We start from the raw sequence: 14,935 nt of genomic DNA, 5'->3' as shown, positions 1-14,935 counted from the left end.
AGGCATGCGTAATACACTGTGGACAGGACGCGAACTGAAGGACGCCATGGGCGGCACCTATGCCGGCCTGTCGGGCGACGGGGTGTTAGCGGCCTCTGATGTGACGTTTGACAGCCGTCAGGTGAAGTCCGGCGATATCTTCTTTGCCCTGAGTGGCGAGCGCGACGGTCATGACTTCGTTGCCGATGCCTTTAAGCGTGGCGCGGTTCTGGCGGTGACCAAACGTCCGGTTGCGGGCGGGCCATGCCTTCTGGTGCCGGATGTGTTTCAGGCGCTGTATGATCTGGCAGCCTTTGCCCGCGATCGTAATCCGTCTGAAAAGCGTGGCGCGGTGACGGGGTCGGTCGGCAAGACCACCGTGACCCAGATGGTCATGGCGGCGATTGCCATGGCCGGTCGGGCGCACGGGCCTGTCAAAAGCTTCAATAATCATATTGGTGTGCCCCTGACCCTGGCGCGCATGCCCGCCGAAACCGAGCGGGCGGTCATCGAGATCGGCATGAACCATGCCGGTGAGATTGAGCCTCTGTCGAACCTTGTCAGACCCGATGCGGTGATCATTACCAATGTCGGGCCGGTACATACGGAAAACTTCGACGATGGCGAAGCCGGTGTCATGAAGGCCAAGGCGGAAATATTTGAAGGCCTTAAGCTCAACGGGCTGGCTATTCTGAATGCCGACGATAAATGGTTCGATGACCTGAGTGAGCGCGCCGACGAAGCGGGGGCGGTTATTGCTTCGTTCGGGGAAAAGGACGGGGCGGATGCGCAGCTTCTGGAGCATCGCATTGAGGACGGGCGCGGCCATATCCGGGCGCGTTTCCGCGATCAGGAGGTGGCCTTTTCTCTGGCGGCGACGGGTAAACACCATGCGGTCAATGCCATGGCGGTATTGCTGATGTGTGAAGCCTTAGGGGTTGAACTGACGATCACGCTTCTGGCGCTTGAGGCGTTTCAGGCGCTGGACGGGCGCGGCAAGACTCACGTCCTGAGCAGGGCTGACGGCAAGGTCAGACTGGTTGACGAAAGCTATAATGCCAATCCGGTATCGATGACCGCGACCATGCGGGCATTGGGCGCTATGGAAACGACAGAAAACGTCCGCCGTATTGCCGTGCTGACGGATATGCTGGAGCTTGGGGTCGATGAGGCGCGTCTGCATGCGGGTCTGGCTTCGGTTATTGCGGATAACCACATCGATAAGGTCTATCTGGCCGGTCCGCTGATGAAATATTTGTGGGAGACCTTGCCAGAATCCCGCAGAGGGGGGTATGCCGATAAGGCTGAAGACCTGATTGCGCCGCTGAACGCGGATCTCAAGGCGGGTGACGTGGTGCTGGTCAAAGGCTCCAACGGATCACACGCCAGCCGGATCGTGGCGGGGCTTCTGGCGCACAGTTCATAATGTCAATTTTCAAGGTTTAAGCGGCCGATGTTCTATCTGTTGTACGATCAACTTTCAGGACAGGAACATAACTGGCCGCTGATCAACCTGCTGAAGTATCAGACCGTGCGCGTCGGTCTGGCGCTGGTGACGGCCTATATTGTTGCCGTCGCCATGGGCAGCCGCTTTATCCGCTGGATGCGGTCAAAGCAGGGGCGGGGTCAGCCGATCCGCACTGATGGGCCGGAAAGCCACCTCCTGACCAAAAAGGGCACCCCAACCATGGGGGGGCTAATGATTCTAGCCGGTATTCTGGTGGCGACGCTTCTGTGGGCGGATTTGCGCAGCCCGACCATCTGGGTGGTTCTGGGTGTGACCATGAGCTTTGGCGTGCTGGGCTTTATTGATGACTATGCCAAGGTCACGAAGCAAACCTCGGCAGGCCTTTCGGGATCACAGAAGCTGATTGCGCAATTTATTACTGCCGGTGTGGCGGTCGCGGTTCTGGTGTTTCTGGCGCCGCAATCGCCTAATTCGGCGAACCTGAGCACGTCGCTCGCCTTCCCGTTCTTCAAGAATGTGCTGCTGAATTTTGGTCTGTTCTATCTGGTGTTCGGGGCCGTGGTCATTGTCGGGGCATCGAATGCCGTGAACCTGACGGACGGGCTTGACGGGCTGGCGATTGTGCCGGTGATGATTGCGGCGGGGACGTTCGGTATCATTGCCTATGCGGTCGGTAACTATGTGTTTGCCAACTATCTCAATGTGCACTTTGTGCCAGGGTCGGGTGAAGTGGCCATTTTCTGTGCGGCGATCATTGGCGGGGGCATGGGCTTTTTGTGGTACAATGCGCCACCGGCGAAGATTTTCATGGGCGATACCGGGTCTCTGGCACTTGGGGGCGGTCTGGGGGCTGTGGCGGTCGCTACCAAGCACGAGATCGTTCTGGCGATTGTTGGCGGCCTGTTTGTGGTCGAGGCCTTGTCGGTGATGATCCAGATTGGCTATTTCAAGCTGACCGGCAAGCGCGTGTTCCTGATGGCCCCAATCCATCACCATTTTGAAAAGCTGGGCTGGGCGGAATCGACCATTGTCATCCGTTTCTGGATTATTGCCGCCATGTTGGCCATGATCGGTCTGGCAACGCTGAAACTACGTTAGGAACTGAGCTGTGATCCCCGTTAAAGGCTTTGAAGGCAAGCGTGTGGCCATTTTTGGTCTGGGCCGTTCTGGGCTTTCGGCGGCGCGTGCGCTGAAGGCTGGCGGGGCGGAGCCGCTACTGTGGGACGACAAGCCGCAATCGATGCTGGCCGCTGCCAAGGAAGGCTTCACTATTGAAAACCTGAAAGTGGCCGACTGGGGCGATATTGACGCCCTGATGCTGTCGCCGGGGGTGCCGCTGACCCATCCGGAACCGCACTGGACGGTGGTGGCGGCAAAGGCGGCGGGCGTGCCGGTATTGGGGGACATCGAACTTTTTGCACAAACGCTGAATGCGCTGCCGGAAAAAAAGCGCCCGCGAACCGTGGCCATTACGGGGACCAACGGCAAATCGACGACGACGGCGCTTATTGGGCATATTCTGAAAAGTGCCGGTAAGGATGTGCATGTCGGCGGTAATATCGGCGTTGGGGTGCTTGATCTGACGGAGATGCACGCCGGTGCGATCTACGTCATTGAGACTTCAAGCTATCAATTGGATCTGACCCATTCATTCCGGCCGGATGTATCCGTCCTGCTGAACTTTTCGCCAGATCACCTTGATCGGCATGGCGGCATGGATGGCTATATTACCGCCAAGAAGCGCCTGTTTACCAATCAGACAGAGGCCCAGACGGCTGTGATCGGTACGGATGACGCATGGTCGCAGGCTCTGGTGACGGAAATGACCGCGCATCATCCGGTGAAGCTGGTGCCGGTATCGGCGCGTCGCACGTTGGGGCGCGGGGTCTATGCGCTGAATGGCGTGATCTATGACGCGACGTCTGAGCGGGCCTATCAGATTATCGATTTGAAATCCGTGCGTACCCTGACGGGGCGGCACAACTGGCAAAACGCCTGTGCCGCCTATAGTGCCTGTAAGGCGCTGGGCTTGAGCACGGAGGCCATTGTTGCGGGACTGCGCAGCTTTCCTGGGCTTGACCACCGCATGCAGGAGATCGGGCGCATAGGCAAGGTGCGCTTTATCAACGATTCCAAGGCGACCAATTCGGATGCGGCACGGCAGGCCATGTCAAGCTTTGACCGTTTTTACTGGATCGCCGGCGGGCGGGCCAAGGTGGGCGGCATTGAAGATCTGGGGGATCTGTTCCCGCGCGTGAAAGAAGCCTTCCTGATCGGTGAGGCGGCGGAGCTGTTTGAGAAAACCATTGGCAATGCGGCTCCGTGTACGCAATCGCGACTGTTGTTTACCGCTGTGGCGCAGGCCTATGCGGCGGCGGAGAAAAGCGGAAAGGAAGAGATTGTGCTCTTGTCTCCCGCCTGTGCCTCTCAGGACCAGTTTACCGATTTTGAAGCCCGTGGGGACGCCTTTAAGAGTGCCGTTTCCGAAATCGGGAAATCGATTATCGAAACGGCATCCTGAGGAGCGTCCCTAAATCAGGACGGTATTATCATCGTTATCTTTAGCCATGGCCCGGTTGACGACCTGCAATAGCTGAAGCTGGTTGAAGGGTTTCCTGATCGACAGTTTCGCGCCTTTGAGCATGGCGTCCTGCAGGACGTCACTGTTTTTCAGATAGGCGGTCATGGCAATGATCGGGATGGCGGGCCAGGTCGCGTTGATGATCTTAATGCCCGTCAGGCCTCCGATGCCGCCCATGACAATATCGGTCAGCACGGCATCAATTCGGGTCATTTCCAGCCGCAGCAAGGCGTCCTCGACCGAGGGGCTTTCGGCCACATAGAAACCCTCGTCCTCAAGGAAATTGCGGTAAATGATCCGCGAATGGGCATCATCGTCGATGACCAGAATACGCTTTACAGGGCCTTTGCGTCGCTGAATGCGCCCGGCCTCGTCACATATCTGGCGAATGTCATCCAGATCAAAGGGCTTGGGCAGCAGGAAATCGACATCTGAGCGTCTGGCCCGGTTCAGGGCCTGACTGGCGGCCAGCGGGCGATCGCGTTGGCCCGCCGTCATCACCGCAATAGGGGTGTTGGGAGCAAGGGCCCTGAAGGCTTCGAGGTGATCCAGACTATCGTCCTGACCGATAAATACGTCGAGCACAATGAGCTGGAACGTATGGGCCTTTAGTTTTTGCAGAGCTTCAAGACGATCATTGGCAATGTGGACAGTGGTGCCCGCCTTTATCAGCAGGGTTTCGACGATACGCGCCTGTGTTTTGCTGTCTTCCAACACCAGAACGTTTTGGGTCATGAAATTCACGCCTTGTTACAAATTATTTCTATACGAAATATTACAATTTGTTTCTGCGCAAGTGCAAAAAGCCGAATGGTTGATTTTTGTTAACAATAAGTTGTGAAGCCTATATGCGGGCGCACTTTACCGGTCGGAAGCGGTATGTGCGTCCCGATAACGATTATAGCTCTTAAGGTGAGATGTGGCCTAGGGGCGTTTCGCCGCAGGGGCGGGCGTATGGCGGAAAACGATATAGCTGAATAGTACCATCGAGGCGAATGTCACCACTGATCCGACAGCCGCAAGGGGTGCCAGTGCGGCAATCCCGAGCACCGAGCCAGCTATGCCGGGAGCGAGCAGTAAAAGCCCTAAGGTCAGGCTGAGCAGATGTATCAGAGCCAGTCTGGTCTCGGCCTCTGGGCGGGCGCCATAGAACAGGCCTGACAGAAACATACCGACCCAGCCGAGAAGATTAATATGCGCATGTACAGGCGACAGGGTGAAGTCATGCTTCATGCCCATGATGACGCCCATCAACATGCCAACAAGGCCGAACACGACGGCCAGCCGCAAAAACCATACTGAGATCATTTGAATTCCCCCCCCCTATTTATCCCTTAGGGAGAAGTTAGCCTTGTTCAGGGAGGGGGGCAATACGGGAATTAGGCCCGTATTCAGACAGACGGATCAGCAGGAGGAATCAGTCCCTGTAACTGACGGGTCAGGCGTTCACCCCGACGTCCTGCGGCCAGTGCGGCATCAGACAGGCGTTTAAGATCACTGTTGGGGCTTTGTTTGCCGATCATTTCCAGAGCGGCATTCATAACCTTGAGCATCTCGCTGAAGTCATGGGCCATCTGGCCCGAAAGCCGTCCGGCGGCTTCATAGCGGCTGGTTTCGTTCAGGGCCTGATCCAGTCGCCTTTCGCGGGCCTCAAGATCGGCCTTGGCCAGTTTGAGGGTATGGACTTCGTGTTCCAACGCACCGAGGCGGGTTTTAAGGCTCAGATATTCCATGCCTTCGGTATAGCGCTGGTTTTCATTGGCTGTTTCTGAGAGCGTTTTTGGGGGCGGCTGAGGGGCGGAGTCTTTTGCCGCCTCGACGTGGTCAGTAATATCAATGGCGACGCCAAAGAGTTGACGCAAATCCTCGGGGCCATGCGCCTGACCCTTGAGGGCAATTTTCCGTAAGCCCTGTTCGGGGTGGTTTACCTCAAGTTCAAGATCAAGGTCGTCAGCCTCTCCGGACATCAGTTGACTAAAGGCCGTATCCGCCAGCGCCTGATCGGTATCAGAGATCAGGGTCGGGCCACCGGCTTCGGTGCGTCCGATAAGGCGGCGCATGCCTTCGTCTTCGATGATGGCCTCAGACTCGCGGTCATAGTACCAGACGCCGACCCCAAGGGCAGCGCGCGCGGTTTCAGCCTGCCTCAGGTCAGCCAGCGCGAGGGCGTCTTCGGGTGAAACGGCGGACGTGTGTGCGATCTGGAATGACGGCAAGGGCAGGGCCATGACGGTGATGCCCTGTTCTGCGCCGTCCTGAGTATGTACGCGCCAGCCGCTGACTATGCCGGTGCGCGTCTGGTTGTCGGGCGCCTTGAGGCTTAGGGTTGTGTGGCGTCGGTTGTCGTCAATACCGGCGCTATCAGGCGTCAGGCCGGTCAGATAGTCGAGCGCCTTCGGCAGGTCGTCTGCGGCAATGCAGAATTCTCCCCAACTGCGCCCCAAAGCGGTTTCGCGTGTCAGTCCGAACAGGTCGCAAGCGGCGGCATTGAGATCGACGATTGTGCCATTTTGATCCAGACCAAAAAAGGCGGCGGGGGCAGAGGTAAACCAATGGCCGCGCCAGATGCCGCTCAGGTCGCCAATGCCTTCGCCATAGGTGGTCTCAAGCTCCACAAGGGCAGTGGTCGAACCTATGACCTCGCCCATAGTGTTGACGATCGGCATGGAGGTTACCGATACGCGCACCTTTGAGCGCGTATTATGATTGACGATCATATGTTCAAAGCCCTTAACCGTCTGGCCGCGCAGGGTACGGGCCACGGGCAGCAGATCGGGCGGGATGATGCGGCCATCGGGGTAGGTGATGCCCCAGGTCGCCGAGTGAAACCTCAGGCCGATCAGTTCGTTATCCTTACGGCCCAGCAACTGGTGAGCGGTGCGGTTGGCAAAGGTGAACTTGCCCGTCGCATCGGTTTCCATCAGCGCCACCGGTATGGCGTTAAGCACATTGAACATGCGCCGTTCCAGATTGTCGATCTTGCGTTCAGCCTTGAACAAAAGGCTCTGGAATTCGCGCACCTGAAGCGTGCGCTTGACCGCGACAATGCCCGCCATAAGGGCCAGCCCCAGCAAAATAGCAGCGGCAAGCGCAAGCAATACAATCAGATCGCCTTCGGTTTGCAGCAGCATATCAGACAGAACCCCCTAAACAGTTGCCACACTAAATGGTGACTTGCCATAAAACGCGACACAATTAGCCCGTGAGTTGTTTCACAGCAAAATCCATACCCGTAAAGCCGTCATCAAGCGGCATAGGTGGGGGAATAACAAGGCAACAGGAATTAAAATGCAAAAAGGCCGGTCCCGAAGGACTGGCCTTTTGAGCAATCACCCGAAAGAGTGATTGGAGCGGGCGAAGAGGATCGAACTCTCGACATCAACCTTGGCAAGGTTGCGCTCTACCGCTGAGCTACGCCCGCTTAAATCAGTTTTCAGTGGGCGTCGCCGCCGCCTGAGGAGCGCCTTATAGACAAAAGGGCCGGATCATTGCAAGCGCCTTTTTCGGCAAAGCTGTGAAAAACTTTTAAAAAAATACGCGGCCTATTTGCCATAGGGAGACGGCAGGGTGGCAAAGACCAGGCCCGGCACGAAATCACCGGCTTCAAAACGGGCATATTGCGGGCCATCGGCAAATTCAAACACCACAATAATATCTTCGCGCGGATCAAGGCGGGCGATAGCGGTTGTGGCGTCTATCGGGAAATCAAACCGAATGGTCGGACGGGCCTGCGCGCGGCCCTTATATTCGCCCATCACGTTGAAGCCCGCCATATTAACCTTAGGGGCGTCTTCAAGAACCATGCTTGTCAGGTGACGGCTCTGGGCCGTGAAGCTGTGGTCATAGCGGGTGATGTTGAGCGGCATGGTGGTGCTCAGGCCGAAAGGCGCGGTGTCGATTACACCGGAAGGCCGGTATTTCGGATCGCGCACCATGAGGCGGGCGCTGTAAGGGCGTCTGTCGTCAGGAAACTGAACCATGGCCGTCAGGGCGTGGCGATCAGTGAAGCCGTGAAGCCCCAGAGCCATATGGATATCGCCGGTTTTCTGATACTGTACCAGCCGCCATTTACGCGTTTCGGATTCGGTGCGATCGGTCAGCCACTGGGCTTTTGGCCCGGTAAAGGTCAGGCGGTTTTGCGTGACAAAGCTTCTGTAGGCCCCTTTGACGGTATCAACCTCAGCCAGCAGGGCCGGGTTGCGGCAATCGGCACGTGCGGCGGCGCTATGTGCCTGATGGATGATACCATAGACCGACTGAGGGCTGTGGCCGCTGATCAGGGCCGCATTGCGCATCTGGATCAGGCCGCCGCCCAGAGCCAGAGCCTCGGGCGCACTTAGCCAGTGGCAGGTTTTGTTGGCCGTATGGATGAACTGGCGTTGTGTGAGTTTGCTTAAGGTGTCGGCCAGCGCGGCCCCGGAAGTGGCCACACAGGCAAGGGCCAGCAACGCCGCCTTAAGGCTGAAGCGCTTGGATGCAGGGGGCGCAGAGGAAACTGGGGTCACAGATATGCTTTTCAGAGGATTTACTTGGTGCGGTCGCTTAACCTCTTTATAAACGGGTAGCCTTAATCCCCCGTTGGCAAACAGGGTTAAAACAGGATTTACCATGGATATTCCCACCGACTTCTGGGTGGCGGCCTTGCTGAAGCGTACCGAGCAGGGGGGCGGGTTCAGCTATGTGACGCGGCGCGGTGATCCGAAGGCAGGAACGGTTATTATCAGGCTGCTGCATTTGCGCGAGGGACGGCACCGGTTGCTGCGTCTGGTGAATACCGGTACAGGTGAGCGCTGGATCAGTCCGCTGCGCTCAGAAGCGGTTGCAGATATGGATGCCTATATAGAGAAGGAAAAACGCTTCGATCCCGATCTGTGGGTCATTGAAATCGAAGACGCCGAAGGCCGGCACTTTCTGACCGAACCAGTGGAGGGCGATGTTCAGGATTTGTAAACCCTGTTCCTAAACGGGATGTCAAAGCCTTTGTGTGAGGATGTCAGCATCAGAATAGTCAGTTTAGGGTGATGCGGCGTGTATTTTTTGCTCAATGATATGGTTTTGGAACTTGAACCTTCGCGTATGGGCCAGCCGCTTGATGGTCAGCGTTTCGAAGCCCTGTCCATCGACTATATCGCGCGTCTGGGTAAGGAAATGTTCGCTGCTGATCCGCAGGCGCACCGCAAGGACCCTGAGCGGGCGCGCCGTCTGTGCTATCTGCTGTACCTGAAAATGCCGCGCATCAATGCGGCCCAGTTTTTCAATCTGGGCACCAATGGTAAGCCGGATGAAGTCGATGCCAGTTTCAAGTCGCTGAATGAAATGGCCATGGGTATGATGTACCAGCAACAGCAACAAGGTCAGTTGGATGCGCAGAAGGTGGATCACGCCGTCTGGCAACGCCGCGCGGCGTAAGAGCAAAAGACATTTTTATGATGAAGAGCCTTCCCTGATGATCAGGGGAGGCTTTTTTCATGTCTGGGCATGGCGGGGGCCGTCACAAAGCTATTTTGCTTTTTATCTGAAAACCGCTTCGCACTTTTCGGAATGCGCTCTAGGTTTTGTTGGCGTTCATAACAGGATTGATCATGAGCCTGACGACTTCTATCGGCTGGGTGCCGCCGTCCTACGGTCTGACCGTCATTGCCGAAGCCGCATCGCCGGACAACACCATAAGTGTTCAGGTGCTTCTGGATGGCGACGGGCGGGCGCATTATGCCGTCTCCCGCAAAGGTGAGGCAGTAATAAAGCCGTCGCGGCTGGGGTTCATTCTGGCCGATCAGCATCAGCTTGAGCGCAATTTCGCGCTTGTGGCGGCGGAAACCACACGCTTTGATGAGACATGGGAGCAGCCGTGGGGTGAGCGGCGCTTTTCGCGTAATCACTATACGCAATTACATGTCAGGCTTAAGGAAAGCGCCCGCGAAGGCCGGTCTTTGAATGTGACCTTCCGTATCTATGATAAGGGTCTGGGCTTTCGCTATGAGTTCCCTGAGCAGGGGGGCCTTGAGACGGTTAATATCGCCGAGGAACTGACGGAATTTGATATGGCTGAACCGGCCACCGCCTGGTGGATACCGGCGGGCGAATGGAGCCGCTACGAATATCTTTATCAGAAAACGCCGCTGTCAGAGGTCGGGCAGGCCCATACGCCGATGACGATCCGCACGCAGTCGGGTCTGTATATGGCCTTTCATGAAGCGGCGCTGGTGGATTATTCGGCCATGTGGCTGCGTCACGTGGGTGGCCAAAAGTTCAAGGCCAGTCTGTCGCCCGCAAGCACGGGGCCTAAGGTCTCACGTCAGGCCCCGTTCACTACACCCTGGCGGACGTTGCAGATTGCGGAAACGGCAGGCGGGCTGGTGGAAAATGACCTGATCCTTAACCTCAATGAGCCGAATGTCCTTGGGGACGTGTCATGGGTCGTGCCGCACAAATATATCGGCATCTGGTGGGACATGCACATCGGATTGGCGACGTGGGGGGCGGGTGATAAGCACGGCGCGACGACGGAACGGACGAAGGCCTATATCGATTTTGCCGCCGAGCATGGCTTCAGGGGTGTGCTGATTGAAGGCTGGAATCTCGGATGGGATTCGGACTGGTTCGCACGCGGGTTTGATTTTGATTTCTGTAAGGCCTATCCCGATTTTGATCTTGAGGCGGTGGCGGCCTATGCGCGTGAAAAAGGCGTGCGGATTGTCGGCCACCACGAGACAGCGGGCAATATCGCGCTTTATGAATCGCAGCTTGAGGCGGCGCTCGATCTCTATGCGCGGCTGGGGGTCGATTCGGTCAAGACGGGTTATGTCGCTGATGTCGGCGGGGTGCGGGCGCGCGATGACAAGGGTAACATTGTCTATGCCTGGCACGACAGCCAGATCATGGCGCGACATCACCTGAAGGTGGTCGCCGAGGCGGCAAAGCGCAAAATCTCCATTAATGCTCATGAACCTATCAAGGACACGGGGCTTCGGCGCACCTATCCGAACTGGGTCGCGCGGGAAGGGGCGCGGGGTATGGAATATAACGGCTGGGGCAATCCGCCTAACCCACCGGAACATGAGATCAATCTGGTCTTTACCCGCCTGTTGTCGGGGCCGATGGACTATACACCGGGTATATTGAGCCTTGAGGGCAATGGCCAGCCGCTGCAATCGACGCTGGCGCGGCAACTGGCGCTTTATGTCGTGCTCTATTCGCCGATACAGATGGCCGCCGATACGATGGAGAATTTGGCGCGGTATCCTGAGCCGTTAAGATTCATCGCCGATGTGCCTGCCGATTGGGCCGAGACCCGCGTGCTGAACGGCGAGATCGGGGATTTTGTCACCATTGCGCGCAAGGACCGGCATAGCGACGACTGGTATATCGGGGCGGCGACCGATGAGGAGGCCCGCACGCTTGAGGTGGTGCTCGATTTCCTTGAGGACGGCAGGTTCTACGAGGCGCAGATTTACCGCGATGCTGACGACACGCACTATATCGGGGAGACGCGTCATAACTATGTGCAGGAAACGAAGCGGGTCAGAACGGGTGACCGGCTGACGCTGAAACTGGCGGCGGGGGGCGGGCAGGTCATCCGGTTTACGCCGCATTCGGTGGGATAACGTCGGTTTATATCGGGTTCGGCTTGGCAATTCAGCGGCAAGGCGCTAAACACGCAAAAAGTGAATGAACGTTCACTCCGATTCGTGAGGCTTGCCATGTTGAAAATTGCCCTGTCGGGTATCGTCCTGACGTCTGTCATTAGTCTTGTGTCGCCAACTCTGGTTCTGGCGCAGGCGCAGCCGTTCAAAGCAGTGGAACAGCCACGTGACTGGACAGTGGATATTGGCGGCGGCATGGTGCATGGCTTCAGTCCGGCAGGTAAAGACCCCAACAAGACACGCTTCACGCCTTGGGCTAGCGCCAACTGGAAAGGGCGGGTCTATGCCAATGGTCTGGACGGTTTGGGCATCAATACGTTCAAACGCGATGATTTCAATGCCGGTTTTCAGTTGCGGCCGCGCTATTCCGGTCAGTCTGATCTTGAGGGGCTTGATCTGCCCGGTCGCGGGGTTGATCTGGCGACCTATGCCTATAAACGGATTGGTGACCATACAGTGATCGGCGGGCGTATCGCCAGCGACATCAGCGACGAGAGCCGGGGCATGGATGTTTTCGTGTCGGTGGCGCGTCAGGACATAACGCGTGTCGGGCTGTTGCAAAGCATGGTCTATGTGCGCGGTGGCGATAAAAACACCAACCAAGCCTTTTACGGCGTTGACGCCCGCGAAGCGGCGGCGACAGGTCTTGAGCGATATGAACTGGGGGGCGGCCTTCAGAGCACGGGTCTTGTGCTTATGATGATGACGCCGATTGGTGACAAATATGGTGTCGGCACTTTTGTGAATGCCGAACGGGCCCTTGGCGATGTCGCCGACAGCCCTCTGATTGAACGGCGCAAGCACGGGGAAATGGCTTATCGTGGCGGTATCGTCGTCGTGCGCCGTTTCCATAGTCAGTAACCGGGCGATGTCTCCGAAAATTGATTTGACGTTTACGTTTACGTCAAGCATTCTGTGGATATGTCCTCCCAAATGCCGCATTATCCGACACCCTGGGCGCGTCATGCCGATCTGATCGTGCATGGCGTGGGTCTGGTGTTTGCCCTGTTTGGCGGTGGTGTGGCGTTGGGGCTGGCGGTCAGTCACGGCCTGATGGGTATGGTGGCGGCAGTGACGGTCTATGTGCTGGGCATTATCGCCATGCTGGCCTTTTCGACGACCTATAATTTTGCGCGCCCTAACTGGCAGCCGTTTTTACGGCGTCTGGATCATGCGGGCATTTTTCTGATGATCGCCGCCAGCTATACGCCCTTCACCACGCAGGTCTTAAGCGGCGGCTGGGCCATAGGCATGAGCGTCGCCGTCTGGTCACTGGCGGCCATAGGCATGCTGGGCAAGCTTTTTCTGCCCGGTATCGGCAAGGGGTTCTGGGTCGCGCTTTATCTGATACTTGGCTGGCTGATTGTTATTGCCATTGTCCCTATGGTGCGCGAAGTGCCGCTGGCGGCGACGATATTGCTGGTTATCGGCGGGGTGATCTATTCGGTCGGCACCCTCTTTTATATGATGAAGCGTCTTAAGTTCCGCCGCGCTATCTGGCATGGCCATGTCATTGCCGGTGCCGCTCTGCATTATTCGGCGGTTCTGGTCGGCGTGGTGCTGGCGGGCCATAGTTGAGCCTTTACTTTTAACGCGCCATTGCGTATCGCGCAGGCATGAGCCAGTCCCCCGCTATCGAAGCCCCCCGCCGTCGCACCTTTGCCATTATCGCCCACCCCGATGCCGGTAAGACGACCCTGACCGAGCATATATTGCTGGCCGGTGGGGCGATCCGTGCGGCTGGGGCCGTTCGGGCGCGCGGCGAAAACCGTCGGGCGCGCTCTGACTGGATGAAGATCGAAAAAGAGCGCGGCATTTCGGTGACAGCGTCGGTCATGACCTTTGAGCATGACGACAAGATGTTCAATCTTCTGGATACGCCGGGCCACGAAGACTTCTCGGAAGACACCTACCGTACCCTGACGGCGGCGGATTGCGCCATCATGGTGCTTGATGCCGCCAAGGGGATCGAGCCGCAGACGCTCAAGCTGTTTGAGGTCTGTCGTTTGCGCGATATCCCGATCATTACCTTTATCAATAAGCTTGATCGTGAAGCGCAGGACCCTATGGCGCTTCTGGATGAAATCGCCTCACGGCTTCAGCTTGATCCGGCCCCGATCTGGTGGCCGGCAGGCAGCGGTAATCACCTGCGCGGTGTCGTTGAGGTCGGCACAGGCCGTTTCCAGCCCTATGCGCGGAAAGCCGCAGGCGCGGACGTTGATCCGGATCATCCGGCTCCCTTGCCTTTGTCGGAGGCCTCGTCCTATTTCAGCGGCAACGAGTTTGCCGAAACGGTTGAGGCGCTGGAACTGGTGGAAGCCGGTTATCCCGTATTCGACCGTCAGTCCTTCCTTGAGGGGCATATGACGCCGGTTCTGTGGGGATCGGCCCTGCGTCACTTCGGTATCGAAGACCTGCTGCGCGCCATTGGCGAATGGGCACCGGCCCCGAAGGTCATGAAGGCGCGTAAAGAGTCGCCGCCCGAAACCCGTAATGCGCCGGAGCCTCAGGATATCGAGGTTGACCCGCGTCAGGACGAAGTCACAGGCTTTGTCTTTAAGGTTCAGGCCAATATGGACCCGAACCACCGCGACCGTATTGCCATGTTCCGCATGGCCTCAGGCGGTTTCAAACGCGGTATGAAGCTTAAGGTGCAGAACACCGGCAAGCAATTATCGGTCAATGCGCCGATCATGTTCTTCGCGTCCGATCGTGAACTGGCCGAAGAAGCCTATGCAGGTGATGTCATCGGCATTCCGAACCACGGCGTTTTGCGGGTGGGTGACAGCCTGTCCGAAAGCGGACTGGTGCGCTTTGCCGGTTTGCCGAACTTTGCGCCGGAAATCCTGCAACGGGTGCGCGTCAAGGATCCGCTTAAGGCCAAGCACCTGAAGAAGGCGCTGGAGTCTCTGGCCGAGGAAGGCGTAACCCAGTTGTTCCGTCCGTCTATCGGGGCCGATTTTATTGTGGGTGCCGTGGGACAGCTTCAGATCGAGGTCATGGCCGATCGTCTGTCGAACGAATATGGTCTTGAGTGCGTGTTTGAACCGGCCCCGTTTGCCGAAGCGCGTTGGCTTAAGGGCACGCCCGCCAAGATCGAAGACTTCGCCGGTAAGTACCGCAGTGCCATGGGCTCAGATATCGATGATGACCCTGTGTTTCTGGGGAAATCGGCCTGGGAAATCAACTATGTGGCGGAACGTTTTCCCGATGTGCAGTTCCTGAGAACTAAAGAGCGCGGCTAGCAGGGGCAGGGCGGCGCTC

Annotated in this window: 13 protein-coding genes and 1 tRNA gene; 9 read left to right on the top strand and 5 right to left on the bottom strand. The window is 57.4% G+C overall.

The features are described 5' to 3' along the window. The first annotated feature begins 4 nt into the window (after nucleotides 1-4). From E5201_RS10225 to murD, 3 genes are read left to right on the top strand one after another with little or no spacing between them, the layout of a single operon-like run. The gene (locus E5201_RS10225) at nucleotides 5-1,405 is read left to right on the top strand and encodes a UDP-N-acetylmuramoyl-tripeptide--D-alanyl-D-alanine ligase (protein WP_140985916.1); all 1,401 of its coding nucleotides are present in this window, start codon (nucleotides 5-7) and stop codon (nucleotides 1,403-1,405) included. A 27-nt stretch (nucleotides 1,406-1,432) separates the two neighbouring features. Continuing rightward, nucleotides 1,433-2,545 carry a phospho-N-acetylmuramoyl-pentapeptide-transferase gene (gene mraY / locus E5201_RS10220; RefSeq protein WP_140985915.1) on the top strand — a complete coding sequence of 371 codons (1,113 nt, stop codon included), beginning with the start codon at nucleotides 1,433-1,435 and terminating at the stop codon, nucleotides 2,543-2,545. A gap of 10 nt (nucleotides 2,546-2,555) precedes the next feature. Continuing rightward, nucleotides 2,556-3,968 carry a UDP-N-acetylmuramoyl-L-alanine--D-glutamate ligase gene (gene murD, locus E5201_RS10215; protein WP_140985914.1) on the top strand — a complete coding sequence of 471 codons (1,413 nt, stop codon included), beginning with the start codon at nucleotides 2,556-2,558 and terminating at the stop codon, nucleotides 3,966-3,968. 9 nt (nucleotides 3,969-3,977) lie between these two features. Here murD and E5201_RS14805 read toward each other — a convergent pair whose 3' ends face one another. The 5 genes from E5201_RS14805 to E5201_RS10190 all read right to left on the bottom strand — a co-directional run bounded on the left by E5201_RS14805 (nucleotide 3,978) and on the right by E5201_RS10190 (nucleotide 8,533). Next, the gene (locus E5201_RS14805; protein WP_181404593.1) at nucleotides 3,978-4,763 is read right to left on the bottom strand and encodes a response regulator; all 786 of its coding nucleotides are present in this window, start codon (nucleotides 4,761-4,763) and stop codon (nucleotides 3,978-3,980) included. Nucleotides 4,764-4,952: 189 nt separating this feature from the next. Beyond that, nucleotides 4,953-5,336, bottom strand: coding sequence for a hypothetical protein (locus tag E5201_RS10205; RefSeq protein ID WP_140985913.1), 384 nt, complete (start codon nucleotides 5,334-5,336; stop codon nucleotides 4,953-4,955). Nucleotides 5,337-5,419: 83 nt separating this feature from the next. Then, entirely contained in the window at nucleotides 5,420-7,159 is a 1,740-nt protein-coding gene (locus tag E5201_RS10200; RefSeq protein ID WP_140985912.1) for a PAS domain-containing protein, read from the bottom strand. Between the two features lie 215 nt (nucleotides 7,160-7,374). Beyond that, a tRNA-Gly gene (locus E5201_RS10195) sits at nucleotides 7,375-7,449 on the bottom strand. A gap of 121 nt (nucleotides 7,450-7,570) precedes the next feature. Beyond that, on the bottom strand, nucleotides 7,571-8,533 hold the full coding sequence (locus tag E5201_RS10190; protein ID WP_140985911.1) for a hypothetical protein: 963 nt from the start codon (nucleotides 8,531-8,533) through the stop codon (nucleotides 7,571-7,573). Nucleotides 8,534-8,636: 103 nt separating this feature from the next. On the opposite strand from E5201_RS10190, the gene E5201_RS10185 reads away from it, so the two are divergent. The 6 genes from E5201_RS10185 (at nucleotide 8,637) to E5201_RS10160 (ending at nucleotide 14,916) form a co-directional block, all read left to right on the top strand. Next, complete coding sequence (locus E5201_RS10185; RefSeq protein WP_140985910.1) at nucleotides 8,637-8,978, top strand: DUF1491 family protein; 342 nt, start codon at nucleotides 8,637-8,639, stop codon at nucleotides 8,976-8,978. A gap of 99 nt (nucleotides 8,979-9,077) precedes the next feature. Further along, a complete protein-coding gene (locus E5201_RS10180; protein ID WP_246050563.1) occupies nucleotides 9,078-9,437 on the top strand; it encodes a hypothetical protein in 360 nt (119 codons plus the stop codon). Between the two features lie 173 nt (nucleotides 9,438-9,610). Further along, a complete protein-coding gene (locus tag E5201_RS10175; RefSeq protein WP_140985908.1) occupies nucleotides 9,611-11,632 on the top strand; it encodes a glycoside hydrolase family 97 protein in 2,022 nt (673 codons plus the stop codon). Between the two features lie 96 nt (nucleotides 11,633-11,728). Further along, nucleotides 11,729-12,532, top strand: a complete 804-nt coding sequence (locus tag E5201_RS10170; protein ID WP_140985907.1) for a MipA/OmpV family protein — start codon at nucleotides 11,729-11,731, stop codon at nucleotides 12,530-12,532. Between the two features lie 60 nt (nucleotides 12,533-12,592). Next, on the top strand, nucleotides 12,593-13,249 hold the full coding sequence (trhA, locus tag E5201_RS10165; protein WP_140985906.1) for a PAQR family membrane homeostasis protein TrhA: 657 nt from the start codon (nucleotides 12,593-12,595) through the stop codon (nucleotides 13,247-13,249). Nucleotides 13,250-13,287: 38 nt separating this feature from the next. Beyond that, a complete protein-coding gene (locus E5201_RS10160) occupies nucleotides 13,288-14,916 on the top strand; it encodes a peptide chain release factor 3 (RefSeq protein WP_140985905.1) in 1,629 nt (542 codons plus the stop codon). The last annotated feature ends 19 nt before the right edge of the window (nucleotides 14,917-14,935 follow it).

Origin of the sequence: Asticcacaulis tiandongensis, assembly GCF_006475605.1 — a bacterium.
Classification (GTDB): domain Bacteria; phylum Pseudomonadota; class Alphaproteobacteria; order Caulobacterales; family Caulobacteraceae; genus Asticcacaulis; species Asticcacaulis tiandongensis.
This window is presented reverse-complemented; position numbering and strand designations above follow the sequence as displayed.